Origin of the sequence: Klebsiella sp. I138, assembly GCF_051131765.1 — a bacterium.
GTDB lineage: Bacteria > Pseudomonadota > Gammaproteobacteria > Enterobacterales > Enterobacteriaceae > Klebsiella.
In genome coordinates, this window is sequence record NZ_CP180447.1 from 2,981,492 (window position 1) to 3,007,972 (window position 26,481).

Annotated in this window: 26 protein-coding genes; 15 read left to right on the top strand and 11 right to left on the bottom strand. The window is 57.9% G+C overall.

The genetic code is table 11. The annotated features are described in order from the left end of the window. Positions 1-3: 3 nt before the first annotated feature. Both sbmA and ACMYSK_RS13925 read right to left on the bottom strand, forming a co-directional pair. Entirely contained in the window at positions 4-1,224 is a 1,221-nt protein-coding gene (gene sbmA, locus ACMYSK_RS13920; protein ID WP_434644109.1) for a peptide antibiotic transporter SbmA, read from the bottom strand. Between the two features lie 119 nt (positions 1,225-1,343). Beyond that, a complete protein-coding gene (locus ACMYSK_RS13925; RefSeq protein ID WP_434644112.1) occupies positions 1,344-1,856 on the bottom strand; it encodes an isochorismatase family protein in 513 nt (170 codons plus the stop codon). 220 nt (positions 1,857-2,076) lie between these two features. Between ACMYSK_RS13925 and ampH the strand changes: the two genes are divergently transcribed. The 3 genes from ampH (at position 2,077) to ACMYSK_RS13940 (ending at position 6,497) form a co-directional block, all read left to right on the top strand. Continuing rightward, positions 2,077-3,234: a D-alanyl-D-alanine-carboxypeptidase/endopeptidase AmpH gene (gene ampH / locus ACMYSK_RS13930; protein ID WP_434636099.1), complete on the top strand. Its 1,158-nt coding sequence runs from the start codon at positions 2,077-2,079 to the stop codon at positions 3,232-3,234. Between the two features lie 116 nt (positions 3,235-3,350). Further along, positions 3,351-4,325, top strand: a complete 975-nt coding sequence (gene hemB, locus ACMYSK_RS13935) for a porphobilinogen synthase (RefSeq protein WP_434636100.1) — start codon at positions 3,351-3,353, stop codon at positions 4,323-4,325. Positions 4,326-4,778: 453 nt separating this feature from the next. After that, positions 4,779-6,497, top strand: coding sequence for a lysophospholipid acyltransferase family protein (locus ACMYSK_RS13940; RefSeq protein ID WP_434636101.1), 1,719 nt, complete (start codon positions 4,779-4,781; stop codon positions 6,495-6,497). A 79-nt stretch (positions 6,498-6,576) separates the two neighbouring features. Here the strand turns inward: ACMYSK_RS13940 and tauD are convergent, their stop codons facing one another. The 6 genes from tauD to mmuP form a co-directional block, all read right to left on the bottom strand. Next, the gene (gene tauD, locus ACMYSK_RS13945; RefSeq protein ID WP_434636102.1) at positions 6,577-7,428 is read right to left on the bottom strand and encodes a taurine dioxygenase; all 852 of its coding nucleotides are present in this window, start codon (positions 7,426-7,428) and stop codon (positions 6,577-6,579) included. Then, complete coding sequence (tauC, locus tag ACMYSK_RS13950; RefSeq protein ID WP_434636103.1) at positions 7,425-8,258, bottom strand: taurine ABC transporter permease TauC; 834 nt, start codon at positions 8,256-8,258, stop codon at positions 7,425-7,427. The genes tauD and tauC overlap by 4 nt, the downstream gene beginning before the upstream one ends. Next, positions 8,255-9,022 (bottom strand): taurine ABC transporter ATP-binding subunit, encoded by a 768-nt coding sequence (gene tauB / locus ACMYSK_RS13955; RefSeq protein WP_434636104.1) that lies wholly within the window; start codon positions 9,020-9,022, stop codon positions 8,255-8,257. Before tauB ends, tauC begins: the two co-directional genes overlap by 4 nt. A gap of 12 nt (positions 9,023-9,034) precedes the next feature. Next, positions 9,035-9,997 carry a taurine ABC transporter substrate-binding protein gene (gene tauA, locus ACMYSK_RS13960; RefSeq protein WP_434636106.1) on the bottom strand — a complete coding sequence of 321 codons (963 nt, stop codon included), beginning with the start codon at positions 9,995-9,997 and terminating at the stop codon, positions 9,035-9,037. A gap of 218 nt (positions 9,998-10,215) precedes the next feature. After that, positions 10,216-11,148: a homocysteine S-methyltransferase gene (gene mmuM / locus ACMYSK_RS13965; protein ID WP_434636107.1), complete on the bottom strand. Its 933-nt coding sequence runs from the start codon at positions 11,146-11,148 to the stop codon at positions 10,216-10,218. After that, positions 11,135-12,541, bottom strand: a complete 1,407-nt coding sequence (gene mmuP / locus ACMYSK_RS13970; RefSeq protein ID WP_434636108.1) for an S-methylmethionine permease — start codon at positions 12,539-12,541, stop codon at positions 11,135-11,137. Before mmuP ends, mmuM begins: the two co-directional genes overlap by 14 nt. Positions 12,542-12,763: 222 nt before the next feature. On the opposite strand from mmuP, the gene eat reads away from it, so the two are divergent. Genes eat through eutC form a run of 3 tightly spaced genes read left to right on the top strand, consistent with a single transcriptional unit; the run spans position 12,764 to position 16,317 of the window. After that, positions 12,764-14,143 carry an ethanolamine permease gene (gene eat / locus ACMYSK_RS13975; RefSeq protein WP_434636109.1) on the top strand — a complete coding sequence of 460 codons (1,380 nt, stop codon included), beginning with the start codon at positions 12,764-12,766 and terminating at the stop codon, positions 14,141-14,143. Positions 14,144-14,152: 9 nt separating this feature from the next. Then, positions 14,153-15,541 carry an ethanolamine ammonia-lyase subunit EutB gene (locus ACMYSK_RS13980; RefSeq protein WP_434636110.1) on the top strand — a complete coding sequence of 463 codons (1,389 nt, stop codon included), beginning with the start codon at positions 14,153-14,155 and terminating at the stop codon, positions 15,539-15,541. Next, positions 15,538-16,317 (top strand): ethanolamine ammonia-lyase subunit EutC, encoded by a 780-nt coding sequence (eutC, locus tag ACMYSK_RS13985; RefSeq protein ID WP_434636111.1) that lies wholly within the window; start codon positions 15,538-15,540, stop codon positions 16,315-16,317. The genes ACMYSK_RS13980 and eutC overlap by 4 nt, the downstream gene beginning before the upstream one ends. Positions 16,318-16,423: 106 nt before the next feature. Here the strand turns inward: eutC and ACMYSK_RS13990 are convergent, their stop codons facing one another. Continuing rightward, positions 16,424-16,600 (bottom strand): hypothetical protein, encoded by a 177-nt coding sequence (locus ACMYSK_RS13990; protein WP_015585065.1) that lies wholly within the window; start codon positions 16,598-16,600, stop codon positions 16,424-16,426. A gap of 305 nt (positions 16,601-16,905) precedes the next feature. Here ACMYSK_RS13990 and ACMYSK_RS13995 point away from each other — a divergent pair, with 305 nt between their 5' ends. The 8 genes from ACMYSK_RS13995 (at position 16,906) to phnE (ACMYSK_RS14030) (ending at position 23,805) form a co-directional block, all read left to right on the top strand. Continuing rightward, complete coding sequence (locus ACMYSK_RS13995) at positions 16,906-17,715, top strand: ABC transporter substrate-binding protein (RefSeq protein WP_434636112.1); 810 nt, start codon at positions 16,906-16,908, stop codon at positions 17,713-17,715. A 1-nt stretch (position 17,716) separates the two neighbouring features. Continuing rightward, the gene (locus ACMYSK_RS14000; RefSeq protein ID WP_434636113.1) at positions 17,717-18,535 is read left to right on the top strand and encodes an amino acid ABC transporter ATP-binding protein; all 819 of its coding nucleotides are present in this window, start codon (positions 17,717-17,719) and stop codon (positions 18,533-18,535) included. Beyond that, on the top strand, positions 18,532-19,284 hold the full coding sequence (locus ACMYSK_RS14005; protein ID WP_434636114.1) for an amino acid ABC transporter permease: 753 nt from the start codon (positions 18,532-18,534) through the stop codon (positions 19,282-19,284). Before ACMYSK_RS14000 ends, ACMYSK_RS14005 begins: the two co-directional genes overlap by 4 nt. After that, positions 19,274-19,978 (top strand): amino acid ABC transporter permease, encoded by a 705-nt coding sequence (locus tag ACMYSK_RS14010; RefSeq protein WP_434636115.1) that lies wholly within the window; start codon positions 19,274-19,276, stop codon positions 19,976-19,978. The genes ACMYSK_RS14005 and ACMYSK_RS14010 overlap by 11 nt, the downstream gene beginning before the upstream one ends. 204 nt (positions 19,979-20,182) lie before the next feature. Continuing rightward, positions 20,183-21,025, top strand: a complete 843-nt coding sequence (phnC, locus tag ACMYSK_RS14015; RefSeq protein WP_434636117.1) for a phosphonate ABC transporter ATP-binding protein — start codon at positions 20,183-20,185, stop codon at positions 21,023-21,025. A 23-nt stretch (positions 21,026-21,048) separates the two neighbouring features. Further along, positions 21,049-21,990 (top strand): phosphonate ABC transporter substrate-binding protein, encoded by a 942-nt coding sequence (gene phnD, locus ACMYSK_RS14020; RefSeq protein ID WP_434636119.1) that lies wholly within the window; start codon positions 21,049-21,051, stop codon positions 21,988-21,990. Positions 21,991-22,057: 67 nt separating this feature from the next. Next, positions 22,058-22,930: a phosphonate ABC transporter, permease protein PhnE gene (phnE, locus tag ACMYSK_RS14025; protein ID WP_434636121.1), complete on the top strand. Its 873-nt coding sequence runs from the start codon at positions 22,058-22,060 to the stop codon at positions 22,928-22,930. Continuing rightward, complete coding sequence (gene phnE, locus ACMYSK_RS14030; RefSeq protein WP_434636122.1) at positions 22,927-23,805, top strand: phosphonate ABC transporter, permease protein PhnE; 879 nt, start codon at positions 22,927-22,929, stop codon at positions 23,803-23,805. The genes phnE (ACMYSK_RS14025) and phnE (ACMYSK_RS14030) overlap by 4 nt, the downstream gene beginning before the upstream one ends. Positions 23,806-23,853: 48 nt before the next feature. Here the strand turns inward: phnE (ACMYSK_RS14030) and ACMYSK_RS14035 are convergent, their stop codons facing one another. Continuing rightward, on the bottom strand, positions 23,854-24,516 hold the full coding sequence (locus tag ACMYSK_RS14035) for an HAD family hydrolase (protein WP_434636125.1): 663 nt from the start codon (positions 24,514-24,516) through the stop codon (positions 23,854-23,856). A gap of 171 nt (positions 24,517-24,687) precedes the next feature. Continuing rightward, positions 24,688-25,503, bottom strand: coding sequence for a sulfite exporter TauE/SafE family protein (locus tag ACMYSK_RS14040; protein ID WP_434636128.1), 816 nt, complete (start codon positions 25,501-25,503; stop codon positions 24,688-24,690). A 103-nt stretch (positions 25,504-25,606) separates the two neighbouring features. On the opposite strand from ACMYSK_RS14040, the gene ACMYSK_RS14045 reads away from it, so the two are divergent. Continuing rightward, complete coding sequence (locus ACMYSK_RS14045; RefSeq protein WP_434636131.1) at positions 25,607-26,407, top strand: AraC family transcriptional regulator; 801 nt, start codon at positions 25,607-25,609, stop codon at positions 26,405-26,407. The last annotated feature ends 74 nt before the right edge of the window (positions 26,408-26,481 follow it).

Here is a 26,481-nt window from a genome sequence, read left to right on the forward strand (position 1 = left end):
GGATCAGTTTAATGTCTGGGTGACGGGCTGTAGCTCTTTACCGTCGAGCTCGCGTTCAAAGCTACGCAGACGTTTGTAGATAGACATCAGTTCCACCAGCGTCGTCCACGAGCTAATCAGATACTGGAACGAGCCACGTACCTGACCGAATACGTTAGTAATCTGCGTCATCAGGCCCAGCGTTATCGTACCGGCAACAATCGACGGAAACAGCAGGAACAAACCGAAAACGTTATCCACCTGCAGATACAGAATGCGCGCGATGTTGAAATACATGTAGTGGAAATAGAGGCGGAAATAGTTGCGACGCACGGCGCTGAACAGCTCACGCACCGTCGGCGGCGTGGCGCGGGACTCGTCATCTTCGCCGTATACCAGCTCTTTACGATACGCAGCTTCCACGCGCTGGTTTTTAAATTCCAGCCCCGGCAGCTTAATCCCCACGACCGCCAGCATGCCGGTTCCCATCAGCGACCACACCACCGCCGCAATCACCAGGCCATACGGCAGATGGCCGACGACTGGCAGGTCCGGCACATGCTCAGACAGGGTGACCAGCACCGGCAGGAAGGCAATCAGCGTCATCACAGCGTTGATAAAGCTCACGCCCATATCTTCAAGGGTTGAGGCAAAGCGCATGGTATCTTCCTGCACACGCTGAGCGGCACCTTCGATATGGCGCAGATGGTGCCAGTGGGACATATAGTGTTCGTTCATCGCCGTCCGCCAGCGAAAGACGTAGTGGCTGACGAAGAAGTTATTCATCACGCCAATAATCACCGCAATTACCGCGATGCCAAGGAATACGCCAATTTCCTGATAGAACTGGTTAATGCTGACCTTGTGCGGCGTGGCCAGTGCGGTCTGAATCAGATCGTAGAACGGCGCATACCAGGCGTTGATCGCCACCCCGACTTCCACCAGAAACCAGGTGACGAAAATAATCAACGAGGTCCCGAGAATTGACCAGTACTGCCAGCGGTGCGGGCTATAGATAAACCAACACAGCGCAAAAACGCCTACGCAGAAAACGTAGTAGGCGTAAAACACCAGATAGTTTAGCGACCAGAATCGCGCAGCGCTGATGGCAACATTTTGTGATGCCCCGGTTAAACGCAGTAGCCAGTCGCCACCGCCCGCCTGCCAAAAGATCACTGCAAGCAGCGACCAGATAAAGGCAGAGAGAAAAAACGGCCCCGGTTTGGGGAAAAAAGATTTAAACATCATGTACTCCTGCTAACTTCTTTATTGTTCTGGCTATGCTGTGTACCACGAAAACGCCCGCCGCATAACGGTTGCAGCAGATGAAAGGCGGTCGGATGATAAGACCGAATATCAGCAGCTTAGTTCGTCTGCCATTCGGCCAGAATTGTTTCTACGGATTTCACGCGTACAGGATTGCCGGGTACGGTAAGCGTACGCCAGACATCGTTGTAGTGGGCGATCAGCGTTTTGGCCTGCGCCGCCGGACGATTCGCCGTCGTATGTGCATCTTCAGCAACGGTGATGGCATAGCCTCGGCTGGCGCCGTTTTTGATGGTGGTATCAACGCAATAGTCGGTTGCACAGCCGCAAATCACGAACCCGTCGATACTCTGCTCGCTCAGCACCTGCTCAAGCCGCGTTTTATAGAACGCATCGCAGGCGGTTTTGGTGACATAAAGGGCTTCTGCGGGCTGCTCCAGATCCGCCAGCAGCGCGAAACCGTCACTCCCCTCTTCCAGGCCACCGTCTTCAGCATGCTGAATGAAAATGACGCGATCCGCTGCGCGAATCAGACGGTTAATATGTGCGACGCAGCGCTCACGTTCAATACGCGGCGTAGCAAAGACACCATTTTGCATATCTACAACCATTACCACCCGTTGAGCCGCCATATTTCTCTCTCACCCCTGATGAATCAAACACTAATCATACGCGCCCGCCGGGTAAAGCGGATATCTGATAGCATAAAAAAGTCCTTTTTACGCGCGGTTACGTTTTTCCCCCAAATATTGTCGTTATTCCACTTCGTTCAGCCGCGCTTCGTAGTATAAATATGCCCTATATATCTTCTTATCATTATGGATACCCCAGTTGAAACGTAGTCTGCTTCTTTTTGCTGCGCTGTGTGCGGCGTCGTGGACATCGGTCCAGGCAGCTCAACCGACCGTTGACCCGGAATTCGCCGCCAACGTTGTCGACCGTTACGCGAACCATATTTACTTCGGCAGCGGTGCTACCGGTATGGCGCTGGTCGTTATCGACGGCAATCAGCGTGTTTTTCGCAGCTTTGGCGAAACGCGCCCGGGCAACAATGAGCATCCGCAGCTGGATTCGGTCATCCGCATTGCTTCGCTGAGTAAACTCATGACCAGCGAAATGCTGGTAAAAATGCTCGATCAGGGCGTCGTCAAACTTAACGACCCGCTCAGCAAATACGCGCCGCCGGGAGCCCGGGTGCCCACATACCAGGGGACGCCGATTGCGCTGGTTAACCTGGCGACTCATACCAGCGCACTGCCGCGCGAACAGCCCGGTGGCGCAGCCCATCGCCCGGTTTTCGTCTGGCCAACGCACCAGCAGCGCTGGTCGTGGCTGTCAACGGCGTCGCTGAAGGCGGCTCCAGGATCGCAGGCAGCCTACTCCAACCTCGCGTTTGATCTGCTGGCGGACGCCCTTTCTACGGCCGCAGGTAAACCCTACCCGCAGCTATTTGAAGAGCAAATCACCCGCCCGCTGGGTATGAAAGACACCACCTTTACGCCATCGCCGGATCAGTGTGGCCGCCTGATGGTCGCCGAGAAAGGCGCCAGCCCGTGTAACAATACGCTGGCAGCGATTGGCAGCGGCGGCGTCTACTCGACGCCAGGGGATATGATGCGCTGGATGCAGCAGTTCCTCTCCTCTGATTTCTATACCCGTGGGCAGCAGGCTGACCGGATGCAAACGCTGATTTATCAACGGAGCCAGCTGACCCGCGTTATCGGTATGGACGTACCGGGTAAAGCCGACGCTCTGGGTCTCGGCTGGGTTTATATGAAGCCGAAAGATGGCCACCCGGGGATTATTCAGAAGACCGGCGGCGGCGGCGGGTTCATTACCTATATGGCCATGAATCCACAGGCGAATGTTGGCGCATTTGTGGTGGTCACTCGTTCATCGCTGACCCGCTTTAGCAACATGAGCAACGGTATCAACGATCTGGTCAGCGAACTCAGCGGCGGGCAGCCGGCGCCGATCCCGGAATCCTGATCGCCATCACAGACCAGAGAGCCAAAGGAACGCAGGCATAATGCTTCCTTTGGCGAAACATCCCGCCGGGATTTCAGTTAGACTAGTTGTTTTCATTTCACAAAATCAGGCAAACCATGACAGATTTAATCACTCGCCCCCGCCGCTTGCGTCAATCCGCTTCGCTGCGCGCCATGTTTGAAGAGACAACACTGAGTTTGAATGACCTGGTGTTGCCGATCTTTGTTGAAGAAGAAATCGACGATTACAAAGCCATCGAAGCCATGCCTGGCGTGATGCGTATTCCGGAAAAATATCTGGCTCGTGAAATCGAGCGCATCGCTAACGCCGGTATTCGCTCGGTGATGACTTTCGGTATTTCCCACCACACCGATGCGACCGGCAGCGATGCCTGGAATGAAAACGGCCTGGTGGCTCGAATGTCACGTATCAGTAAGGATGCGGTACCGGAGATGATTGTGATGTCCGATACTTGCTTCTGTGAGTACACCTCGCACGGCCACTGCGGCGTATTGTGTGATCACGGCGTCGACAATGATGCGACCCTGGTGAATCTCGGCAAGCAGGCGGTCGTGGCGGCAGCAGCAGGCGCCGACTTTATTGCGCCTTCCGCCGCAATGGACGGCCAGGTACAGGCTATTCGCCAGGCGCTGGACGCCGCCGGTTTTACCCATACGGCTATCATGTCCTACTCCACTAAATTTGCCTCTTCGTTCTACGGCCCGTTCCGTGAAGCAGCCGGTACCGCGCTGAAAGGCGATCGTAAAACCTATCAGATGAGCCCGATGAACCGCCGGGAAGCGATTCGCGAATCTCTGCTGGATGAAGCCCAGGGCGCAGATTGCCTGATGGTCAAACCGGCCGGCGCCTATCTTGATATCCTGCGCGACATCCGCGAGCGCAGCGATTTGCCCATCGGGGCCTACCAGGTCAGCGGCGAATACGCGATGATCAAGTTTGCCGCTCAGGCCGGCGCTATCGACGAAGAAAAAGTGGTTCTGGAAAGTCTGGGTGCCATCAAGCGTGCCGGTGCGGATCTGATCTTCAGCTATTTCGCTCTCGATCTGGCGGAAAAGAAAATCCTGCGCTAATCCCCTGACCACTCTCCCGGTGGCGCTGCGCTGACCGGGCTTCGGGTTCTCTGCAATGCCGTAGCCCGGACAGGCGCCAATAACAAAAGGTTGTCGCTTGCGCACCATCGCTATCGCCTGGCTCGACGCGCTGAACCAAAATCCGGCACTTTCAGTCTCGTAAATTGACGGTAAAAAAACCAGGTTCCACCGTTCCTGTAATGATGACGATAAGCAACCAGCGGATGCCCGCGTAAACGTTGTGAGATCCATTCCCCCAGGTTAGAAGGCGATTGGCCAGGACCGGTATCATGGTGGAAAATCACGCGCATTTTTTCGCATGTCACCATCGGGCGGCAGTTACCTGGCGAGCAGAAGCCGCGCAATCAGGTCCAATCCCAAATCTTCACTCAACTGTAATCTGAGCGACATTTGCACCTTCTACTGTCTGGGCAGGACGGAGGAGGAAGCGCTATGTTTAGTCTCGACAATGTACTCGACGACCTGTGGCCTCAGGCGAGGCCTGCCCCCTGGCAAAAAAAACTACTCAAAAAATTACTCCATGAGGAAGAGTTTCAACAATTTGCCGCTCGCCATCGCCACCTGAAAGGGCTTGATACGGTCGAACAGGTGCTCGAACATCTTAATATCCGCTGCGCCATTCCGGCACACGATCTGGAACAAATCCCCGAACACGGCCCGCTGGTGATTATCGCGAACCATCCCACCGGTACGCTTGACGGCCTCGCACTTCTGTATGCCGTTTCCCGCGTACGTCGCGATGTCAAAGTCGTGACTAACCGCCTGTTAACCCATCTTGAGCCGCTCAGCTCGCTGTTTATTCCCGTCGACAACATCAATGGCCGCACCGCCAAAGCCGCGCTACAGCAAATGGATAATCAGCTTCAAAACGGCGGCGTGCTGATCTTTTTCCCGGCGGGAGAAGTCTCGCGCCTGACGCGACGAGGGATCCGCGACAAAAAATGGCACTCTGGATTTATCAAGATGGCGGCTAAATACCGTGCCCCGTTGCTCCCGGTATGGATTCGCGCACACAACAGCGCGCTCTTTTACGCCAGTACCCTGATCTCCGACAACCTGCCGCTGCTGTTGCTGATGCAACAAATGTTCCGCCGCCGCGACACGAGTCTGCCGATTGGTATTGGCCAACAAATTGCCTGGTCCTCCTGGTACAGCGCGCAAACGCCGCCTCGCGATCTGGCGGACCGCTGCTATCGCCATGTTGAACGGCTGGGTAAAGGCATGCCGGGCATATTTAAAACGGAAAGCGCGATTGCGCGTCCCGAAGATCGCGCCCTGCTTAAGCGCGAGCTCAGCCAGACGGAATGCCTTGGGCGCACGGCGGATGGCAAAACTATCTACCTGTGGCAGCGCCGTGGCCAGGATGATGCGCCGCTGCTGCGTGAGCTGGGCCGCCTGCGAGAAATTGCCTTTCGCGCGGTTGGTGAAGGCAGCGGTAAACGCCGCGACGTTGACGGGTATGATGATGATTACCTGCACCTGATTCTGTGGGATGAAGACGACCTGGAAATTGTCGGCGCCTATCGTTTTATGCCCACCGCCTTACAGCTGGAAAAACGTGGGCTGGAAGGGATCTATAGCTACAGCCTGTTCCATTACGACGCGCGGATGGAGGATATCCTCACCCACGGTATTGAACTGGGCCGCAGCTTTATTCAGCCGCGCTACTGGGGGCGACGTGGGCTGGATTATTTGTGGTCCGGCATCGGGGCCTACCTGGCGCGCTATCCGCACTACCGCTATCTGTTCGGCCCGGTCTCCATTTCCGGCGGTTTGCCACCGGCAGCTCGCGATTTGCTGGTGACCTTTTATCGTCTGTGGTTCCCGGCCACGCATCCGCTGGCGGAATCCCGTTGTCCTTATCCCGCGTCACTCCCCGAGGTGCTGGCACAGTTTGGCGGTGAGGATTATAACGAGGATCTCACGCGGCTGAAGTCGCTGCTGGGCAACCTCGGCTGTGCGATTCCGCCGCTGTATAAGCAGTATTCTGAAGTCTGTGAACCGGGCGGCGTACAGTTTATCGACTTCGGCAGCGACCCGGATTTCAACAACTGCGTCGATGGCCTGGTGCTGGTGGATTTGACCTATCTGAAAGCTAACCGGTATCAGCGCTATATCGGGGTGCATCTGGACTCTGAAAAGTCGGCATAACACCGCCTCCTGGAGGCGGCGCATCGTGCCTGTCCGGGCTACAGGGTCACAGCATCGCGGCAAACCCGTAGCCCGGGACTTATCCTGCCCGATAATACGGCTTATCCCCCAGGATAGTTGCCCGGTGCATAATCCGCCGCTGTGGCAGATAGTCGGCATTGGCATAGTGCTGCGTCACCCGGTTATCCCAGATTGCAACATCGTCAGGCTGCCAGCGCCAACGGACCTGAAATTCAGGCTTTGTGACGTGGGCAAACAGGAAGCTGAGCAGCGCCTCGCTCTCTTTTTGCGTCACATCGACAATGCGGGTGGTGAACCCTTCGTTGACAAACAGCGCCTGCTTGCCGGTCACCGGATGGGTTCTTATCACCGGGTGCAGCAGCGGCGGATTCTTGCTCACCGCCTCCAGCCAGCGCTGATGCTCCTCTTCCGTGGTACGGTATTTATACTCCTGGAACGATTTACGGAAATCATGCTCCGCCCGCAGGCCGCTTAACAACTGGCGGAAAGGTTCGGAAAGCGCCTCGTAGGCCGCTACGCCACTGGTCCACAGTGTATCCCCCCCGGTCGCAGGCAGCTCTTTCGCCGCCAGAATCGCCCCGGCCGGCGGGGTCTCAATGAAGGTCACGTCGGTATGCCAGTTGTCGTTATCCGGCGGGTTATCGTCGTGAGTGTCCAGCACAATGATTTCATCCACGCCCGGGGCATGGGGATAAACCGGATGAATATGCAGATCGCCGAAACGCAGGGCGAGGTCGCGCTGCTGCTGCGGGGTGATACGCTGCCCGCGCAGGAACACAACCTGGTGACGCAATACCGCGTGATACAGCTGTTCAAACTGGTTATCGCTCAGCGGGCGAGCCAGATCGGCCCCGCTAATTTGTGCGCCAATAGACGGCCCCAGCGGGGTAATGCTCAGACGTTCACTCATTGTATTTCTCCATGCCAGGGCGTCAGGCGGCGCTGCAACGCGCGCAGTCCCAGTTCTAACAAAAAGGCGACGATCGCAATGACCGCAATCCCGGCCAGCACCACGTCGGTCGCGAGGAATTCCCCGGCGGATTGCACCATAAAACCCAATCCACGGGTGGCGGCAATTAGCTCCGCGGCCACCAGCGTTGACCAGCCCACGCCGAGCCCAATACGCAGGCCGGTGAGAATTTCCGGTAATGCGCCGGGCAAAATAACCCGCCACAGCACCTGCGCCCGGCTGGCGCCTAAGGATTGCGCGGCGCGGATACGTACCTGCTGGGCACTTTTCACTCCTGCCAGCGTCGACATCACCACCGGGGCAAAAATCGCGAGATAAATCAGTAAGATTTTTGGCGTTTCACCAATCCCGAACCAAATAATGACCAGCGGCAGCCACGCCAGCGGCGGCACCGGACGGTACAACTCGATCAGCGGATCGAGAATCCCGCGGATCGCCGGACTCAGCCCCATCGCGATCCCGACCGGTACGCCGAGGATCGTCGCCGCAACCAGGGCGATCGCGATCCGCGCCAGGCTCGCCGCCAGATGCTGCCAGAGCGTGGCATCCATAAATCCCTGGGGCCCGGCAATGGCGATCAGTTTCTGCAATACCTGCTGGGGCGGCGGGAGAAACAGCGGGCTAATCAGCTGTAAGGCGGTAACGCCCCACCAGACGGCCACCAGCACGACCAGCGTGGCGAAACTCAGCGTCAGTTGACGGGAAAGGGGCCAGCGCCACTTCAGCGTCCGCACTCGCGGCTGCGGTTTGTCATTCATCACCACGCTCATGAGAAGGCCTCCCGTTGTTCAAATACCCGGCTCAGAACATATTCACGCTGAGCGATAAACTGTGGGTCCGATTTAATGCTGCGGCAGGACTCACCGGCGACAAATCGACGGCCAAAATTCAGCGGCAGTCGCTCCAGTACCCGGCCCGGCCCCGGAGACAGCAGCACCAGCTCGGTGGCCATAAATACCGCCTCTTCAATATCATGCGTAATCAGCAGGACCTGTTTGCCGGTCTCGTGCCACAGGCCGAGCAGCAGGGTTTGCATCTGTTCGCGGGTAAAGGCATCCAGCGCGCCAAACGGCTCATCCAGCAACAGCAGCTGCGGGTTTGCCGCCAGCGCTCTGGCAATCCCGACCCGCTGACGCTGGCCGCCGGAGAGCTGCCAGATAAAGCGTTTTTCGGCCCCTTCCAGCCCGACCTTCTTCAGCATCCGCGCCGCGGTTTCCCGGCGTTCGGTTTTCTCCACGCCCGCCAGCTGTAGCCCCAGCGCGACATTATCCTGTACGTTGCGCCACGGCAGCAGACCTTCATGCTGAAAAACCACGCCGCGTTCGGCTCCCGGCCCTTCGACCTGCCGGCCTTCGAGAGTGATGCTGCCGTGTTGATAAGGCACGAATCCGGCAATCAGGTTCAGCAACGTGGTTTTACCGCAGCCGGATGGCCCGAGGACCACCAGCAATTCGCCACTGTCCAGCGTCAGGTTGATATCCGCCAGCGCTGGTTTACCGCCGTAGTCAGCGGAAAGATGCGAGATATGCAGCATCGTGACCTCCTGTTACTTCACAAAGCGGTCGGTGACGTACTGGCTGTAGTCACTACCGGCCGCCGGGACTTTACCCTGCTCTTTGAGGAACTTCGCCGTGTCGACAATCGCCTGGTTTACCGGGCCATTCAGCGCCTGCACCTGCTCCGCAGCAGTCAGGTAGGTATTCCCTTTCACCAGCACCGGAACATCAGCATCCGGTACGCCGCTCAGACGCGATAGCTTGCTGATATTGTCCGGCTGCTTCAGCCACGCTTCCGGGTTAGCGATGTACGGCTGCTGGGCATCGATAGCGCTCTTTGCAAAAGCTTTCACAATCTCAGGGTGTTTCTCGGCAAAATCTTTGCGTACCACCCAGACGTCCAGCGTTGGCGCGCCCCACTCCCCCACCAGGGATGAGTCGGTCAATACTTTGCCCTCTTTTTCCAGTTCGTTCACCGCCGGGGCCCAGACGTAGGCACCGTCAATGTCTCCGCGCTGCCAGGCGGCAATAATCGCCGGCGGCTGCAGGTTGATAATCTGCACCTGGCCCGGCTTAATGCCCCAGTGTTTGAGCGCCGAAAGCAGGCTGTAATGGGTTGTGGAAATAAACGGCACCGCGATGCGTTTGCCGATCAGATCCTCCGGTTTGCTGATGTTCTTTTTCACCACCAGCGCTTCGGAGTTACCGAGCTTCGAGGCCAGCAGGAAGACTTCAATCGGCACCTGCTGGCTGGCGGCCACCGCCAGCGGACTGGAGCCGAGATTGCCAATTTGCACATCCCCGGAAGCCAGCGCACGCACGATGCTTGAGCCGCTGTCGAATTTGCGCCAGTCAACGGTTGCCCCGCTTGCTTTGGCGAAGGTGTTATCCGCCTGGGCGACTTTCGCCGGTTCAGCAGAAGTTTGATAAGCCACGGTAACGTTGACCGCCTGAGCCTGAAAAGCGGCGAAGGCCAGTGCTGCAAAAAGTGTGAAACGCGATGTCAGTGCCATAGAGTCTGCTTCCCCTTGTTCTCGTCATACTTCATTAAGAGGTATGTCTGTTATGGGTGCAGTATTTCCGGCCTGATGCGTTTGATGAAGTAATTAAAAATTCTGGCTAATTCCAAAGCGTCATTAGAAAAAGAGTGGCAAAGGATAGATAAAAAGAGGGAAAGAGAGGAAAGGATGTTTCCCGGCCGCGGCGCATGGCACCGCAGCCGGATGATGGATCAGCGTTTTGCCGCGAGGGCAGCAATATCGTCAGGCGTCGTCCGGCAACAGCCGCCAATCAGCTTTGCCCCAGCCGCCAGCCACTGCGGCAGATAATCCTGCAGACTGGCGCAGCTTTCTCCGTGGTGATGCCAGGTTTTGCTCTGCGCGTCGTAATGCTCGCCGGAGTTGGGGTAGACCACCAGCGGCAGCGCGGTCAGGCTGTGCAGATGCGCCAGCGCAGCGGTGGTATTTTCCAGGGCGATACAGTTAATGCCCACAGCCACCACCTGCGGATAGTCCGCCAGCGTTGCCAGCACTTCCCGCAGCGGCGTGCCGTCGCTCAGGTGTTCGCTGTCGCGCAGGGTAAATGAGAACCAGGCGCGAGCGCGCGGATACTCGGTAAGCAGCGTCGCCAGCGCATGAATTTCGGCAAACGACGGCAGCGTTTCACAGGCCAGGAGATCCACTCCGGCGTCCAGCAGAGCTTCGACACGCGGGCGATGGAACGCCTGAAACGCTTCGTCGCTGCGCACATAATCACCGCGATATTCAGAACCATCGGCAAGAAACGCGCCGTACGGCCCTACGGAGCCGGCAACCAGCAGCGTACCCGCCTGCGGGTTTTCCGCCAAATAGGCTTCCCGCGCCTTTCGCGCCAGCTCAACGCTTTTGCTAATCAGGGCCTTCGACTGTGTCTCATCCAGCCCGCGTGCGGCAAACCCTTCTGGGGTGGCTTGATAGCTGGCGGTGATCGCCACCTGCGCGCCGGCGCGAAAGTAATCAAGATGAACTTCACGGATAAGCTCTGGATTGTCCAGCAGCACCTTCGCCGACCACAGGCTATCGGCGAGATTGCAGCCGCGCGCTTCCAGCTCCGTCGCCATCGCACCATCCAGCAGCACAAAGGGCTGGCTGGCGAGGACCGTGGTTAACGGATTATTCTGCGTCATGTTGAAGCTCCTGGGTCAATGTCCGTGAACGAGTCAGATAGTACGCACCATAACACAGGGCGACGAACGGGATCCCGCACCACAGCGCAATTCTCTGGCTGGGATCAAAGGCGAGCCCCACACAGGCCACCAGGCACAAAATAAAGCCCAGCACCGGTACCAGCGGGTACCAGGGCGCGCGATAGTGCAGCTCGCTCAGCGCTTTGCCCTGCTGGAGATGGCGGCGACGGAACATAAAGTGCGATGCACAGATACTTATCCATACCGCCACCACCGCAAAGCCGGAGATAGCCGACAGCGCGACAAAGACCGTATCCGGCGCCACCACGCTGGAAAACAGCGCCAGTACGCCGCCCAGCATACTGACCGACAGCGCGGTCAGCGGCACCCCGTTCTTGTTCACTTTGGCAAAACAGGCCGGCAGCGTCTTTTCATTCGACAGCGACCACAGCATCCGCCCGGAGGCATACAGCCCGGAGTTCGCCGCCGAGAGAATAGCCGTCAGGATCACAACGTTAAAAATGTCGGCCGCATAGGGAATACCCACCTTTTCGAATACCAGCACAAACGGGCTTTTTTCCACCCCCGCCTGCTGCATCGGGATCAGCGCCGCCAGCACAAAGACGGTGCCGATAAAAAAGATAATCAGCCGTGCAATGGTCGTGCGGATAGCGACCGGGATAACTTGATGGGGATTTTGCGTCTCACCGGCAGCGATACCGATAAGCTCGGTCCCGGAGAAGGCGAAATTCACCGCCACCATAGTCATCAGAATCGGCAGTCCACCGTGGGGAAACCAGCCTTCGGCGGTAATGTTGTGCAAGCCAGGCGCCGGCGAACCATCCTGCATGGGAATAAAGCCAAAGATGGCAGCGCCGCCGAGAATAATAAAGGCGATGATAGTGATGACCTTCACCAGTGAAAACCAGAATTCACCTTCGGCGAAGAAGCGGGTAGAAATGACGTTGAGGCCGAAGATCAGCACGCAAAACAGAACGCACCAGACCCACACCGGCACCTGTGGAAACCAGTACTGCATGCAAAATCCGGCGGCGGTAAAACTTGAACCCAGCGCCACCGTCCAGGTCAGCCAGTAGAGCCACGCCACGGTATAACCGGTCGCCGGTCCGAGATAGCGTGCGGCATAGACGTGAAAGGCGCCGGTTTCCGGCATTGCCACCGACAGCTCCCCCAGACACTGCATTACCAGCCAGACTACCAGCGCGCCAATCAGATAGGCCAGCAGCGTACCCGCCGCGCCGGTCGTGGAGATGATATAGCCGGTATTGAAGAATAACCCTGTGCCAATGACGCCACCCAATGACAGCATGATCAAATGGCGCGTCTTCATGGTGCGCTTTAACTGCCCACCTTCTTGTTGTGTTGTTTGCATATTACCTTCTAAACGTATGGACATCTAAACATCCAAAGAAGGTCTGTTATACCCTGCCACCTCGTAAAATGCAAAGCGCCCTGCACCATCCCGTCGCGTCATTGCCCCTCATGCTGCCCCATTTTCGCTCATTTCTCGCCGCCGGACGGACTGCTGACGCGGGCCACGTCCTGGCATCCTCTTTGCAGCGTCCGCTTATCTTCATCTGGCGAGGCAGCGATTATGACAGAGCAAACCACGACATTAAAAAGAACGCTCGGCAGTTTCCGTTTATGGGGAATAGCCGTCGGGCTGGTTATCTCAGGCGAATATTTTGGCTGGAGCTACGGCTGGTCGCAGGCCGGGACGCTGGGCTTCTTGATTGTGGCGCTGGCAATTGCCGCCATGTACTGCGCCTTTATCTTCAGCTTTACCGAGCTGACGACCGCCATACCGCACGCCGGCGGGCCATTCGCCTACGCCTATCGCGCCTTCGGCCCCACCGGCGGCTTTATTGCCGGCTTCGCCACCCTGATTGAATTTGTCTTTGCTCCCCCGGCGATTGCCATGGCGATCGGCGCCTATCTTAACGTTCAGTTCCCGTCGCTGGACCCGAAATGGGTGGCCTGCGGTGCCTACGTTATCTTTATGACTCTGAATATTCTCGGCGTCGGCATCGCCGCCACTTTCGAACTGATTGTCACCCTGCTGGCAATCTTCGAGCTGCTGGTCTTTATGGGCGTTGTCGCACCGGGCTTCTCATGGAGCCACTTTACCGCCAACGGCTGGGCCGGCGCGGAGAGCTTCAGCGGCCTGGCGCTGCCGGGAATGTTTGCCGCCATTCCCTTTGCTATCTGGTTCTTTCTGGCGATTGAAGGCGCATCGATGGCGGCCGAAGAGGCAAAAGATCCGCAGCGCACCATTCCCCGCGCATTGGGCGGCGGCATTCTGACCCTCACCGTGCTGGCGATTGGCGTGATGGTGTTTGCCGGTGGCGTTGGCGACTGGCGCGCGCTGGCCAACATCAACGACCCGCTGCCGCAGGCCATGAAAATGGTGGTGGGTAACAGCAGCGGCTGGCTGCATATGCTGGTCTGGCTGGGGTTATTCGGTCTGGTGGCTTCGTTTCACGGCATCATCATGGGCTATTCGCGGCAGATTTACTCCCTGGCGCGGGCGGGATATCTGCCCGCCGGTCTTGCCACGCTCAACCGTCGCACCCGCACACCGCATCTGGCGATCCTCGCCGGCGGCGTCGTTGGCATGGCCGCCATTTTCTCCGACTCGCTGATCACCATCAGCGGCATGCCCCTGACCGCCTGCATCGTCACGATGTCGGTATTTGGCGCTATTGTTATGTATATCACCTCGATGGCGGCGCTGTTTAAGCTGCGCCGCAGCGAGCCGAATTTGATTCGCCCGTTCCGCGCGCCCCTCTACCCGTGGGCACCGGCCTTCGCCCTGGCGATGGCGGTACTCTGCCTGGTCGCGATGGTCTGGTATAACCCGCTGCTGGCGCTGATTTTTGCGGCAATGATGCTGGGAGGCTACCTGTGGTTTCGGAAAACCGCGTCTTCCCGCGAACGTGCGCTGGCGGACCCACAGCTGCGCATAGTCTCCTGAGGAGGCAGCATGTATAAAACAACGCTATCGGGCCAGGTCTGGCGCTTTGATAGTCTGAAAACGCTGATGGCTAAAGCGTCGCCGGCGCGTTCCGGTGACGCGCTGGCGGGCGTTATCGCCGATAGTGCGGAAGAACGTATGGCAGCGAAGATAGCGCTGGCGGATGTCCCGCTGAGCGAGATCCTGGCCAATCCGCCGATCCCGTATGAGCAGGATGAGGTCACCCGGCTGATTATCGACACCCACGATGCCGATGGATTTGCCGCCATCCGGCACCTGACGGTCGGGGATTTTCGCGACTGGCTGCTGGATGACGCCACCGATACCGCCACCTTGCAGCAGGTTGCGCGAGCGATCACGCCGGAAATGGCGGCAGCGGTCAGCAAGCTGATGCGCAATCAGGATCTGATCCTCGCCGCCAGCAAGTGCCGGGTCATTACCCGCTTTCGCAATACGATTGGCCTGCCGGGGCATCTTAGCGTCCGTCTGCAGCCCAATCATCCGACGGATGATATGAAGGGCATCGCCGCCAGCATGCTTGACGGGCTGCTGTACGGTGCGGGCGATGCGGTTATCGGTATCAACCCGGCAAGCGACAGCCTGCCGGTGCTGGCGCAGCTCAACCATATGCTCGACGATATTATTCAGCGCTTCGCCATCCCTACCCAGTCCTGCATTCTGACCCACGTCACTAACACCCTGCAGCTGATTGAGCGCGGGGCGCCGGTCGATCTGGTCTTTCAGTCGGTCGCAGGGACCGAAGCGGCCAACAGCGGTTTCGGTATTAACCTGGCCTTGCTGCAGGAGGCGCGCGAGGCCGCGCTAAGCCTCAATCGCGGTACCCTTGGCAACAATGTGATGTATTTTGAAACCGGTCAGGGAAGCGCCCTATCCGCCAATGCGCATCACGGTGTCGATCAACAGACCTGTGAAGCACGGGCCTATGCGGTTGCCCGCCATTTTGATCCGCTGCTGGTGAATACGGTGGTCGGTTTTATCGGCCCGGAATATCTCTACGACGGTAAGCAGATTATCCGCGCCGGTCTGGAAGATCATTTCTGCGGCAAGCTGATGGGGCTGCCTATCGGCTGCGACGTCTGTTATACCAACCACGCCGAAGCGGATCAGGATGATATGGACACCCTGCTGACCCTGCTGTGCACCGCCGGACTGACCTTCTTAATCGGCGTACCGGGCGCGGACGACATTATGCTCAACTACCAGAGCACGTCCTTTCATGATGCGCTGTACGCCCGCCGCTTGCTCGGCTTAAAGCACGCTCCCGAGTTTGCCGCCTGGCTGGCAAAAATGCGCATTATCGACCCCGATGGTACGCTGCGCCTGACCGATGCCCGCCATCCGCTGCTCTCCGTCCTGCCGCAAGGAGCACCAGTATGAACCGACCCGATGCCTGGAGCCCGCTGCGTGAATTTACCGATGCGCGGATAGCGCTGGGGCGCAGCGGCGCCAGTCTCCCCACGCGCGAAGTGCTCAATTTTGGCCTTGCCCACGCCAGGGCGCGCGATGCGATTCATCGGCCGTTTGAAAGCGAGCTGCTGGAAGCGCCGCTGGCGGAGATGGGGCTGTCATCGCTAACGGTACACAGCGCCGCCGGCGATCGGCATATTTACCTTAACCGCCCCGATCTGGGGCGCCGGCTGGATGAGTCCAGTCGCAGCGATCTGGCTGCCAGCGGCGTACGTCCGGCGGATCTGCTGCTGGTGATTGGCGACGGACTGTCGTCGTATGCCGTGCATCGTCAGGCCCTGCCGCTGATTCGCGCGCTGCAGCCTTATTTGCAAACGCTGGGCATCAGCCTCGCGCCAGTGGTGCTTGCGCATCAGTCGCGAGTGGCGCTGGGAGATGATATTGGTGAAACGCTGAAGGCCCGGGCGGTGGCAATATTAATCGGCGAGCGGCCGGGGCTCTCTTCGCCAGATAGCCTTGGTGTCTACCTGACCTGGCAACCGCATCGCCAGAGGCTGGAGTCGGAGCGGAACTGTATTTCGAATATTCGCCCGGACGGGCTGAGTTATGATGCCGCCGCCTTTAAGCTGGCGTGGCTGCTGGAGCAGGCTTTTTTACGTCGTCTGACCGGCGTGCGACTTAAGGATGAGAGCGATAACCCGGCTCTGCATGGCAGGGTGAAACCGCTGGGGATGAAGCAGAATTAAAGCTGCTGGAGGCTGCGGCATGGCATCCCGCTCGCCGCAACCTCCAGCAGCCTCGCGCTACACAAAGCACACCTCGTTCCAGTAGGCTTCACGCGTCCAGCGTCGCTCAGTATGTTTTATCATGACGGAACCACCGTGTTTCAACATTGCCGATATCCACGCCGTAAAGGCTGGCGACCGGCAATATTGCCTCCATCATTCGTTGGGTATCCTGCTGCCCGGCTTCTCCGTTAGATAAAAAAGCCAGCCAGCGCGTTAATCGTTGCCATAGTGCTACTTTCATTTTTCCTCCGTGGGAAGCGATGTGCCTGACCGTATTTCAACCACAGATGGCGCAAGCCTGGAAATATCAATTCCGGGTTTTCTATCCCGGAAGACGCATATCGCCCCCATCCCACTGTGCCCCGGAGACGGTGCTGCATCGCGGTGAGCCCGTAGCCGGTCAGCGCAGCGCCGCCGGAAAATACCCATGCACTCTCTAAGTTCTTTTTCGCTATAAATAAGAACTTTTTCTTCTTTGCCCGGCGCGGTGAATGTGTGGGAGCGTAACAGCCACAACATAAAAACAGGGATTCAGGGGAAATAATCATGCGCATCACAAAAACAAAAATCGCGTTGGCACTGGGTATGCTGGCGCTGACCGTCCAGGCTCAGGCAGACCAGTTGGCAGATATCAAAGCCGCCGGCGTCGTGAAAATCGCCACCTTCGATGCGAACCCGCCGTTTGGTTCGGTCGACCCTAAAACTCACCAGCTCGTAGGCTATGACGTTGACTTCGCCCAGGCGCTGGCAAAATCGCTCGGGGTGAAGCTGGAACTGGTTGCCACCAACCCGGCCAACCGTATTCCACTGCTGCAATCCGGGAAGGCTGACCTGATCGTCGCCGACATTACCATTACCCCGGAACGCGCACAGGTCATTGATTTCTCAACTCCGTACTTTGTCACCGGCCAGCAGTTCCTCGTTCCGGCCAAATCAGCGGATCAGCTTGAAAGCTACAGCAAAGCGCGGATCGGGGCGGTAAAAGGCACTACCGGTGAACAGGCTTTACATCAACGTTTCCCGCAGTCCCGTGTGCTCTCCTATGATGATATTCCGCTGGCGCTGACCGCCCTACGTAACGGCAATGTCCAGGCCATCACCCAGGACAGCACCATTCTGGCCGGCCTGCTGGCAGAGGCACCGGATAAAGCCAACTTTAAAATCATCCCCGATTTGCTGAGCAAAGAGGAAATCGGCGTTGGCGTGAAGAAAGGCGAACCGGCGCTGCTGAAAGCGGTCAACGACGAGCTGGTCAACCTGGAAAAATCGGGCCAGGCCGCGAAAATCTATGATGTCTGGTTTGGCCCTGCCACCAAAACTCCACAGCCGCGTGCGTTTACCATAGAAGCTAAATAATATGTTATCGGGTCTGTTTTCACGCTCCGCGGCTTCGTCCGCGGATTTTTCGCATTTGCAGCGCGCCAGCATTGAATTCCGTCAGGCAGCAAAACGCTATGGCGACCATCAGGTGCTCAACGGCATCGATCTGCAGGTCGAACCGGGGGAAGTGGTGGCGATCCTCGGCCCATCCGGATCGGGGAAATCAACGCTGATCCGTCTGATCAACCAGCTCGAATCCCTCAGCGGAGGCGAGATCCTGATCGACGGTAAACCCACCCGCCATCTTACGGGCAGCGCGCTGCGCCAGCTACGCAGCCGCGTGGGCTTTGTTTTCCAACAGTTCAATCTCTATGCCCACCTGACGGCACAGGAAAATATCACCCTGGCGCTGGAGCGCGTACACGGCTGGGCAAAACCCGCCGCTCATGAACGTGCGCTGGCGTTGCTCCAGCAGGTCGGGCTGGAGGATAAGGCGCAGCAAATGCCTTCCCAGCTCTCCGGTGGCCAGCAACAGCGCGTGGCCATTGCTCGCGCCCTCGCGTCATCCCCGCAAATTATTCTCTTCGATGAGCCGACCTCGGCGCTCGATCCGGAAATGATCGGCGAAGTGCTGCTGGTCATGAAGGCGCTGGCGCACAGCGGCATCACCATGGTGGTGGTGACGCACGAGATGCAGTTTGCCCGCGAAATTGCGGACCGGGTCGTGTTTATCGACGGCGGCGATATTCTAGAAGTCGCTCCCCCGGCGGATTTTTTCGCCCGGCCACAGCACGCTCGTACGCGTCGTTTTCTGCAAAAGGTGCTCAATCCGCTGCACCAGGAGAGTCTCGAGTGACTCCTGTTCTCGACTGGCACGGCGTACTGAGCGGGCAGCCGTTAGAGTGGATCATCTCCGGATTTCTCACCACCGTGTGGGTCAGCGTCGCCGGGATACTGCTGGCCACGGTCCTGGCCGTTTTGCTGCTGGGGCTGCGACTAGGCGGCGGCAGCGCCGGACGCGGCCTGGTGGCCTGCTGGGTCTCGCTGTTTCGTAATACTCCGCTGTTGGTTCAACTGCTGTTCTGGTATTTCGCTGCCTGGAATCTGCTGCCGCTGCCGGCAAAGGATTTCATTAATGCCGATCATCCCTGGTCCATTCTGCCGGGTAATGTCTGGTGGCTAACCCCGGAGTTTCTCTGCTCGATGTGGGGACTGGGAGTATTCACCTCGGCGTTTTTAGTGGAAGAGATCGCTTCGGGGCTGCGCGCCGTCAGCCACGGCCAGCGTGAAGCCGCGCTCTCTCAGGGCTTCACGCCATGGAGTGAGCTGCGCCATATACTGCTGCCACAGGGACTGGCGAACGCCTGGCAACCGATTATCGGTCAGTATCTGAACCTGATGAAGCTTTCGTCGCTCGCCAGCGGTATCGGCTTCGCCGAACTGACCTACCAGGTGCGGCAAATCGAAAGCTATAACGCCCACGCGCTGGAAGCCTTCGCCGTTGGTACGGTGCTGTATCTGGCGCTCGGGGTCGTTATGGGTCTGGCGCTGGCGCGCCTTGGCCCGGGGAAAATGCAGCACAGGAGCACCCAGCATGAACGCTAATCTGGCAGTCATCGTCGATAATCTCGATTACCTGCTGTGGGGACGGCTGGCGGAGGGGATTCCCGGAGGCGTTGCGCTGACGCTGATGATGGCGATCGGTGCCGCGGCGCTGGCACTTCCCCTCGGCATTTTGCTGGCAGGCGCCGCCTGGCGTTACGGCGGACTGGTCCGTCGCCTGCTGTTCCTGTGGGCGGAGATGATTCGCGGTATCCCGCTTATTTTCGTTATTTTCTGGCTCTGGTATCTGCTGCCGATGCTGACCGGGAGCGATTTGCCGGGTGCGGTGACGGTCACGCTGGCGCTGGCGTGGTTTACCGCCGCTTCGGTGATGCACTCGGTGCTGGCGGGGCTGCAATCGTTACCCGCCGGACAATTTGAAGCGGCACGAACTCAGGGCTTCTCCGCCGGGCAGGCGCTGCGTTTAATCCTGCTGCCACAGGCGCTGCGTAACGTTCAGCCCTCGCTGGTCGGGATTTTTATCAACCTGCTGAAAGACACGTCGCTGGCGTTTATTGTCAACGTACCGGAGCTCACCACCGTTGCCGGCCAGGTGAATAACCGGGTACAAATCTACCCGCTGGCGATTTTTGTCTTTACCGGCGCGGTGTATTACCTGTTGTGCTGCGGTCTGAGCCTGCTGGAAAACCGCCGTTTTATCCGTGGCAACGCCGACAGACGTTACGCCCGCGGATAAGACACGGCGGCGCATTCATGCGCCGCCTGTGCGCCCCTGGCGCCTTGCGTCAGGGGCGCTTCCCGCCCAGTCTGCCCGGTAGATTGGCCAAACCTGCTTTCGCAATAACCTCACCGTTCACCGTTCTTTCGTCTTACCGTCATATAACGATCACATAAAACGCCATTAATAGTGCCCAGTTTAATGACGAATCTGGACGCTCTTATGAATAGCTCTCTTGCCGCGGTAACCGATACCGATTATCCGCATTTTGGTCAGCCGAATGCCGCCCGGCAGCGGAAAGTCTTAAGCGTGCGCAACCTGAATAAGTCTTACAGCGCGCAACAAACCGTGCTGGATAACATCAGTTTTGATCTCCATGCCGGTGAGCTGGTGGGTGTTATCGGCCGCTCTGGCGCCGGTAAATCGACCCTGCTACACGTACTGAACGGTACCCATAGCGCCACCGGCGGCGAGATCCTCAGCTATCCGGAAGTGGGCATGCCGCACGATGTAGCGAAGCTAAAAGGCCGCGCGCTAAACGCCTGGCGCAGCAAGTGCGGCATGATATTCCAGGATTTCTGTCTGGTACCGCGTCTCGACGTATTGACGAACGTGCTGCTGGGCCGCCTGAGCCAGACTTCAACACTGAAATCCCTGTTTAAGATCTTCCCTGACGCCGACCGGGCGCGTGCTATATCGCTGCTGGAGTGGATGAATATGCTCCCCCATGCGCTACAGCGGGCAGAAAACCTCTCCGGCGGGCAGATGCAGCGCGTAGCGATTTGTCGTGCGCTGATGCAGAACCCCGGTATTTTGCTGGCCGATGAGCCGGTCGCCTCTCTCGACCCGAAAAACACACAGCGCATCATGAACGTGCTGCGCGAAATCAGCGAACAGGGCATCAGCGTAATGGTGAACCTGCACTCGGTGGAACTGGTGAAAGAGTACTGCACGCGAGTTATTGGCGTAGCGAAAGGCAATATTATTTTTGACGACCATCCCTCACAGCTGACTCAGGATATTCTGCATCAGCTGTACGGGGATGAAATTAGCCAATTGCATTAATTTCCACTCACACGGACAATATAATGAAACAATATATCACTGGTGCAGTTCGACTATCCGCCGCGGTCGCGGGAATAATGATGGCATGGCAGGCTGGCGCTGCGGAACAGCCAAAAGAATTAAACCTGGGGATCCTGGGGGGGCAGAACGCCACCCAGCAAATTGGTGATAACCAGTGTGTAAAACAGTTTCTCGATAAAGAGCTGAACGTCGATACCAAATTACGTAATTCTTCCGACTATTCCGGCGTTATCCAGGGTCTGCTGGGCGGTAAAGTGGACGTGGTGCTGAGTATGTCGCCTTCGTCTTACGCTTCTGTATATATTAATAACCCGAAAGCGGTCGATATCGTCGGTATTGCCGTGGATGATAAAGATAAGTCCCGCGGCTACCACTCGGTAGTCATTGTTAAAGCGGACAGCCCGTATAAATCGTTAGAAGATCTGAAAGGCAAAGCCTTTGGTTTTGCTGACCCGGACTCCACGTCCGGATATTTGATCCCGAACCACGCCTTTAAACAAAAATTCGGCGGCACGACGGATGACAAATATAAAAACTTCTTCTCCAGCGTGACCTTCTCCGGCGGCCACGAGCAGGACATCCTCGGCGTGCTGAACGGCCAGTTTGCGGGCGCGGTGACCTGGACCTCAATGGTTGGTGACTACAACAGCGGCTACAGCGTCGGTGCCTTCAACCGCCTGATTCGTATGGATCACCCGGATCTGATGAAGCAGATCCGCATCATCTGGCAATCGCCGCTGATCCCCAACGGCCCGATCCTGGTCAGCAATGCGCTGCCGGCTGACTTCAAAGCCAAAGTCATCACTGCTATCAAAAAACTGGATACCAACGACCACGCCTGCTTTATTAAGGCCATGGGCGGTACTCAGCATATCGGCCCGGGTAGCGTGGCTGACTTCCAGCAGATTATCGATATGAAGCGCGAGCTGGTGAGCGCCCGTTAATCCCGCCCCAACGCCGCCTCCGTGTAAGCCCGCGTGAGGCGGCGGCATACTGAAGACCCTTCGACGTATGAATATTGCGAACACCGAATTTGAACGTTATTACCAGCAGGTACGGGCGCGGCAAAAGCGCGATACCTTTACCTGGTCTCTGCTTTTACTGGTGCTTTATTTCGCCGCTGGCAGCGCCGCCGAATTTAATCTCTTCACCATCTGGCACTCTCTGCCAAATTTTCTCGATTACATGTTTGAAACGCTGCCGACGCTCCACGTCAGCGATCTGTTCGCCGATGTTCACACCAAAGGCTCGCTGGCCTACTGGGGCTATCGCTTGCCGATTCAGCTGCCGCTGATCTGGGAAACGCTACAGCTGGCGCTGGCGTCCACGCTGGTCGCGGTTGCTATCGCGACCCTGCTGGCATTCCTCGCCGCCAATAATGCCTGGTCGCCGCCGCCGCTGCGCTTTGCCATTCGTGTTCTGGTGGCCTTTTTACGCACCATGCCGGAGCTGGCGTGGGCGGTCATTTTCGTCATGGCTTTCGGCATTGGTGCTATTCCGGGTTTTCTGGCTCTGATGCTGCACACCATTGGTAGCCTGACCAAACTGTTTTATGAAGCGGTGGAAAGTGCGCAGGACAAACCGGTACGCGGACTGTTGGCCTGCGGGGCCTCGCCGATACAGCGTATTCGTTTCGCACTGTGGCCGCAGGTTAAACCGATTTTCCTCTCCTACGGCTTTATGCGTCTGGAAATTAACTTTCGCTCTTCAACCATTCTGGGTCTGGTGGGCGCCGGCGGGATCGGTCAGGAACTGATGACCAACATCAAGCTGGATCGTTACGATCAGGTCAGCATCACGCTGCTGCTGATCATCATCGTGGTGTCGCTGCTGGATATGCTGTCCGGCCGCCTGCGACAGTGGGTTCTTGAGGGCAAAAAATGAGTCAATGGCAAAGCCAACCGGATATCGCCGCCAGTCGTCGGCAGCATCGGCAGCTGTATAAAGCCCAGGGGCGCTATTTGCGCTTCGTCGGGCTGCTGACGCTGGCGAGCTTACTTTATTACGTCTGGTTTTTTATGCAGTTCGGCATCAGCGGCGAACAGCTGACTACCGGCCTACAGCAAATTAGCCGTTATCTGCTGCGGATGTTTGTCTGGCATGACTTTTTCAACTGGCCGTTTGCCTACTATTTCACGCAAATCGGCATCACTCTGGCGATTGTCTTCGTCGGGACAATGACCGCGACGGTCATTGCGCTACTGCTCTCTTTCCTCGCAGCGCGTAACATTATGCGCGGGTTAATTCCCGGATTTATCGCCCTGCTGGTGCGTCGCCTGTTTGACGTGCTTCGCGGTATTGATATGGCTATCTGGGGGCTGATTTTTGTTCGTGCCGTGGGCCTCGGGCCGCTGGCCGGGGTGCTGGCCATTATTATGCAGGATACCGGGCTGCTCGGACGGCTGTATGCGGAGGGACATGAAGCGGTTGACCGCTCTCCGGGGCGTGGGCTGACCGCCGTCGGCGCTAACGGTTTACAAAAGCACCGCTTTGGTATTTTTACCCAGTCTTTCCCGACGTTTCTGGCGTTGAGCCTGTATCAGATTGAGTCGAATACCCGCTCCGCCGCGGTATTAGGCTTCGTCGGTGCCGGCGGTATCGGTCTGATTTATGCGGAAAATATGCGCCTGTGGAACTGGGACGTGGTGATGTTTATTACTCTGCTGCTGGTTGTCGTGGTCATGGCGATGGATACGCTCTCCGCCTGGTTGCGCCGCCGGTATATTGGCGGCAGCGTGGTGCCGCTGTTTAAATCCTGATATCGCAGACTTCCCGGAGGCGGCTCAATACGCCGCCTCCGGGGAAAATCACAGCCGCCACGCCAGCACCGGCCACTGGTGCCGGGCATTTGCCGCCACCAGCTGCGGGCAGGGATTGACCAGCCGGACACGATCGGCATGCAGGCACAGCGGCAGATCGTTAATCGAATCGGTATAGAACGTCACCTCACCGTGATGGTGCGGCCAGGCCTGTTGCCACGCCGCCAGCCGCGCCACTTTCCCCTGCTGGTAGCTTGGCGTACCGGCAATCACCCCACTATAGCCGCCGTCTGCCATTTCCACATCGATGCCTAAAGCCTGCTCAATTTCCAGCGCCGCGGCTACCGCCTGAACCAACAGGCTCACCGAAGCCGAAATCACCAGAATTTGCTCGCCCTGCGCGCGCAGGGTTTGCAGGAGATCCCACGCCTGCGGGTAGACACGCGGCATAATATCCTCACGCACGCAGCGGGCCACCAGCGCATCAACTTCCGCCTGCGGCACACCGATGAGCGGCGCCTGGATTAAGGCAACGTAGTCGGCAATATTCATTTCTCCGCGATCGTAATCGTCCATCAGCATCGCTTCCCGCGCCAGATATGCCGGGTCGCTTACCCATCCCTCTCTCACCAGAAACCGGCTCCATACCGTGCTGCTGTCGCCCTTAATCAAAGTATTATCCAGATCGAATATCGTCAGATTGTTGGACATCGTTCATTTTCCCTAATCAGCAAAATTGGCTCGCCAGAGCATGCTTAACGAAGATGACAGGAGGATGACTCGCCTGTGCGCTGAGCAAAGGGTAGCAAAAAGCGAGGAAAAACGTTCAGATTCGCAGATCGGTGGTGATATGCCGTGAGCCGTGGTGAGATAAATACCGCCTCATCGCAATCCCTGAAGGCTCATCACCAGCAGTACCGCGACCAGCAGCAGCGGATAAACCCGCGCGTGCCAGCGATCCGGCAGACGCCCCAGCCAGCGGGCAGCCAACCGCAGCCCCAGCCAGCTCCCGGCGACCAGTAGCGCCGTAGCCGATAGCCAGATATGCCCCATAAATCCAGTAGGAAGATGCCCGGGAGACACCCACGCCATCACCAGCCACGTGCCGCTTGCGCCAGCCGCCAGCGGCAGCGTCAGCAGATTAGCCATCGCCGCCGCTTCCGACATCGTCGCCCCGCGACGGCGCATCAGCGGGACGGTCATGACGCTGCCACCGACGCCAAGAAATGAGGCAATCAGGCCAATCACACCGCCGCTCATCAGCTCGCGCGATGCTATCGGAGCGCGACGCTGCACGATCGGAGCCATAAAACCCGGGCGCAAATAGCAGTCGAGGATAGTCACCAGCAGATAACCGACGAACAACCCGCGGATCCATCCGCCGTTTACCGAGAGCGCCAGTAGCGCACCGGCTATCCCCCCGAGGGCAATCCCGGCGAGCATCATCCTCAGAGAATGCCAGCAGAGCGTTCGGGCGCGAAGGTGACGTCGGGTTGCCAGCAGCGCCGTGCAGAGCATCACCAGCGCGGAAGTGGCGACCGCAATCTGCATCGCCTGCCCGCCGACATCGCTCTGCGCCCCCCAAACCACGGTAACCAGCAGAGAGATCAGCGGCACGGTAACGAAGCCACCGCCAAAGCCAAAGAGCCAGGTCGTTACGCCACACGCCACACCGCAGAGAAAAAGCCAGCACATCATTCGATTGTCCTCCATTCAGAGCAATCACGATATAGAATAGCGATATGGCTGACTTACGATTAAACGCCATCATCTTACGAATTTAAGCCATGGGGGGGTTATCATGCGCAATATTCCCGTCAACGATGTCGATAACCTCCCGCGCAGAGTGCTGGCGCTGGGTAGCGATTATCCGGCCAACACGCAGCTGGAACGTCACTGCCACCGCCGGGCGCAGTTTCTCTATGCCATGAACGGGCTAATGAAGGTGGAAACGGATGACGGCCAGTGGCTGGTCCCGCCCTACAGCGGCGTGTGGATCCCGGCCACCCGGCCGCACCGGGTATTGATGCCGGGCGTCAGCACCCACAGCCTGTACATCGAACCGGAGGCGGCACCGCGCACCGGGGAACGCTGTGAGGTTTTACACGTTTCCCCCCTCCTGCACCAGCTGCTGCTGAGCGCCTGCCAGCTGCCGCTGCTGTATCACGAAACCGGACACGATGCGGCGCTAATCGAGCTGGTTTTACACGAGCTAAAGGCCGCCCATCCGCTGCCAATGTTTACCCCGCTGCCGCAGAGTGCCCCCCTGGCTGCGCTGTGCAGCGACTTTCTGCATCGGCCTGATATTCACAGTACGCCGGAGCAGTGGGCCGAAAGACTCAATAAAAGCGCCCGGACTTTTCACCGCCAGTTTCGCCAGCAGACCGGAATGGCTTTTCGCGACTGGCGTCAGCAGGCCTGCCTGATGTACGCCCTGACGGCACTGCGGGAAGGAAGAACGATTACCGATGTGGCATTCAGCCTCGGGTATGAATATCCAGCGGCCTTCACCGCGATGTTTCGCAAAATGATGGGGTATTCCCCCGCCGTTTTTGCCCGTCAGCTGAGGAATGGTAACGCGGGGAAAAGCCGCACCAGCTAAAAATAGGAAGAACCCTATTCCACGGCGCTAAATAGTGTTTTATGTAGAAAAAATTTATAAATAAATGAGATGAC

Coding starts and splice junctions, on each gene's coding strand:
- sbmA (WP_434644109.1), bottom strand. CDS start 1,224: ATGTTTAAATCTTTTTTCCCCAAACCGGGGCCGTTTTTTCTCTCTGCC.
- ACMYSK_RS13925 (WP_434644112.1), bottom strand. CDS start 1,856: ATGGTTGTAGATATGCAAAATGGTGTCTTTGCTACGCCGCGTATTGAA.
- hemB (WP_434636100.1), top strand. CDS start 3,351: ATGACAGATTTAATCACTCGCCCCCGCCGCTTGCGTCAATCCGCTTCG.
- ACMYSK_RS13940 (WP_434636101.1), top strand. CDS start 4,779: ATGTTTAGTCTCGACAATGTACTCGACGACCTGTGGCCTCAGGCGAGG.
- tauD (WP_434636102.1), bottom strand. CDS start 7,428: ATGAGTGAACGTCTGAGCATTACCCCGCTGGGGCCGTCTATTGGCGCA.
- tauC (WP_434636103.1), bottom strand. CDS start 8,258: ATGAGCGTGGTGATGAATGACAAACCGCAGCCGCGAGTGCGGACGCTG.
- tauB (WP_434636104.1), bottom strand. CDS start 9,022: ATGCTGCATATCTCGCATCTTTCCGCTGACTACGGCGGTAAACCAGCG.
- tauA (WP_434636106.1), bottom strand. CDS start 9,997: ATGGCACTGACATCGCGTTTCACACTTTTTGCAGCACTGGCCTTCGCC.
- mmuM (WP_434636107.1), bottom strand. CDS start 11,148: ATGACGCAGAATAATCCGTTAACCACGGTCCTCGCCAGCCAGCCCTTT.
- mmuP (WP_434636108.1), bottom strand. CDS start 12,541: ATGCAAACAACACAACAAGAAGGTGGGCAGTTAAAGCGCACCATGAAG.
- eat (WP_434636109.1), top strand. CDS start 12,764: ATGACAGAGCAAACCACGACATTAAAAAGAACGCTCGGCAGTTTCCGT.
- ACMYSK_RS13980 (WP_434636110.1), top strand. CDS start 14,153: ATGTATAAAACAACGCTATCGGGCCAGGTCTGGCGCTTTGATAGTCTG.
- eutC (WP_434636111.1), top strand. CDS start 15,538: ATGAACCGACCCGATGCCTGGAGCCCGCTGCGTGAATTTACCGATGCG.
- ACMYSK_RS13990 (WP_015585065.1), bottom strand. CDS start 16,600: ATGAAAGTAGCACTATGGCAACGATTAACGCGCTGGCTGGCTTTTTTA.
- ACMYSK_RS13995 (WP_434636112.1), top strand. CDS start 16,906: ATGCGCATCACAAAAACAAAAATCGCGTTGGCACTGGGTATGCTGGCG.
- ACMYSK_RS14000 (WP_434636113.1), top strand. CDS start 17,717: ATGTTATCGGGTCTGTTTTCACGCTCCGCGGCTTCGTCCGCGGATTTT.
- ACMYSK_RS14010 (WP_434636115.1), top strand. CDS start 19,274: ATGAACGCTAATCTGGCAGTCATCGTCGATAATCTCGATTACCTGCTG.
- phnC (WP_434636117.1), top strand. CDS start 20,183: ATGAATAGCTCTCTTGCCGCGGTAACCGATACCGATTATCCGCATTTT.
- phnD (WP_434636119.1), top strand. CDS start 21,049: ATGAAACAATATATCACTGGTGCAGTTCGACTATCCGCCGCGGTCGCG.
- phnE (WP_434636121.1), top strand. CDS start 22,058: ATGAATATTGCGAACACCGAATTTGAACGTTATTACCAGCAGGTACGG.
- phnE (WP_434636122.1), top strand. CDS start 22,927: ATGAGTCAATGGCAAAGCCAACCGGATATCGCCGCCAGTCGTCGGCAG.
- ACMYSK_RS14035 (WP_434636125.1), bottom strand. CDS start 24,516: ATGTCCAACAATCTGACGATATTCGATCTGGATAATACTTTGATTAAG.
- ACMYSK_RS14040 (WP_434636128.1), bottom strand. CDS start 25,503: ATGATGTGCTGGCTTTTTCTCTGCGGTGTGGCGTGTGGCGTAACGACC.
- ACMYSK_RS14045 (WP_434636131.1), top strand. CDS start 25,607: ATGCGCAATATTCCCGTCAACGATGTCGATAACCTCCCGCGCAGAGTG.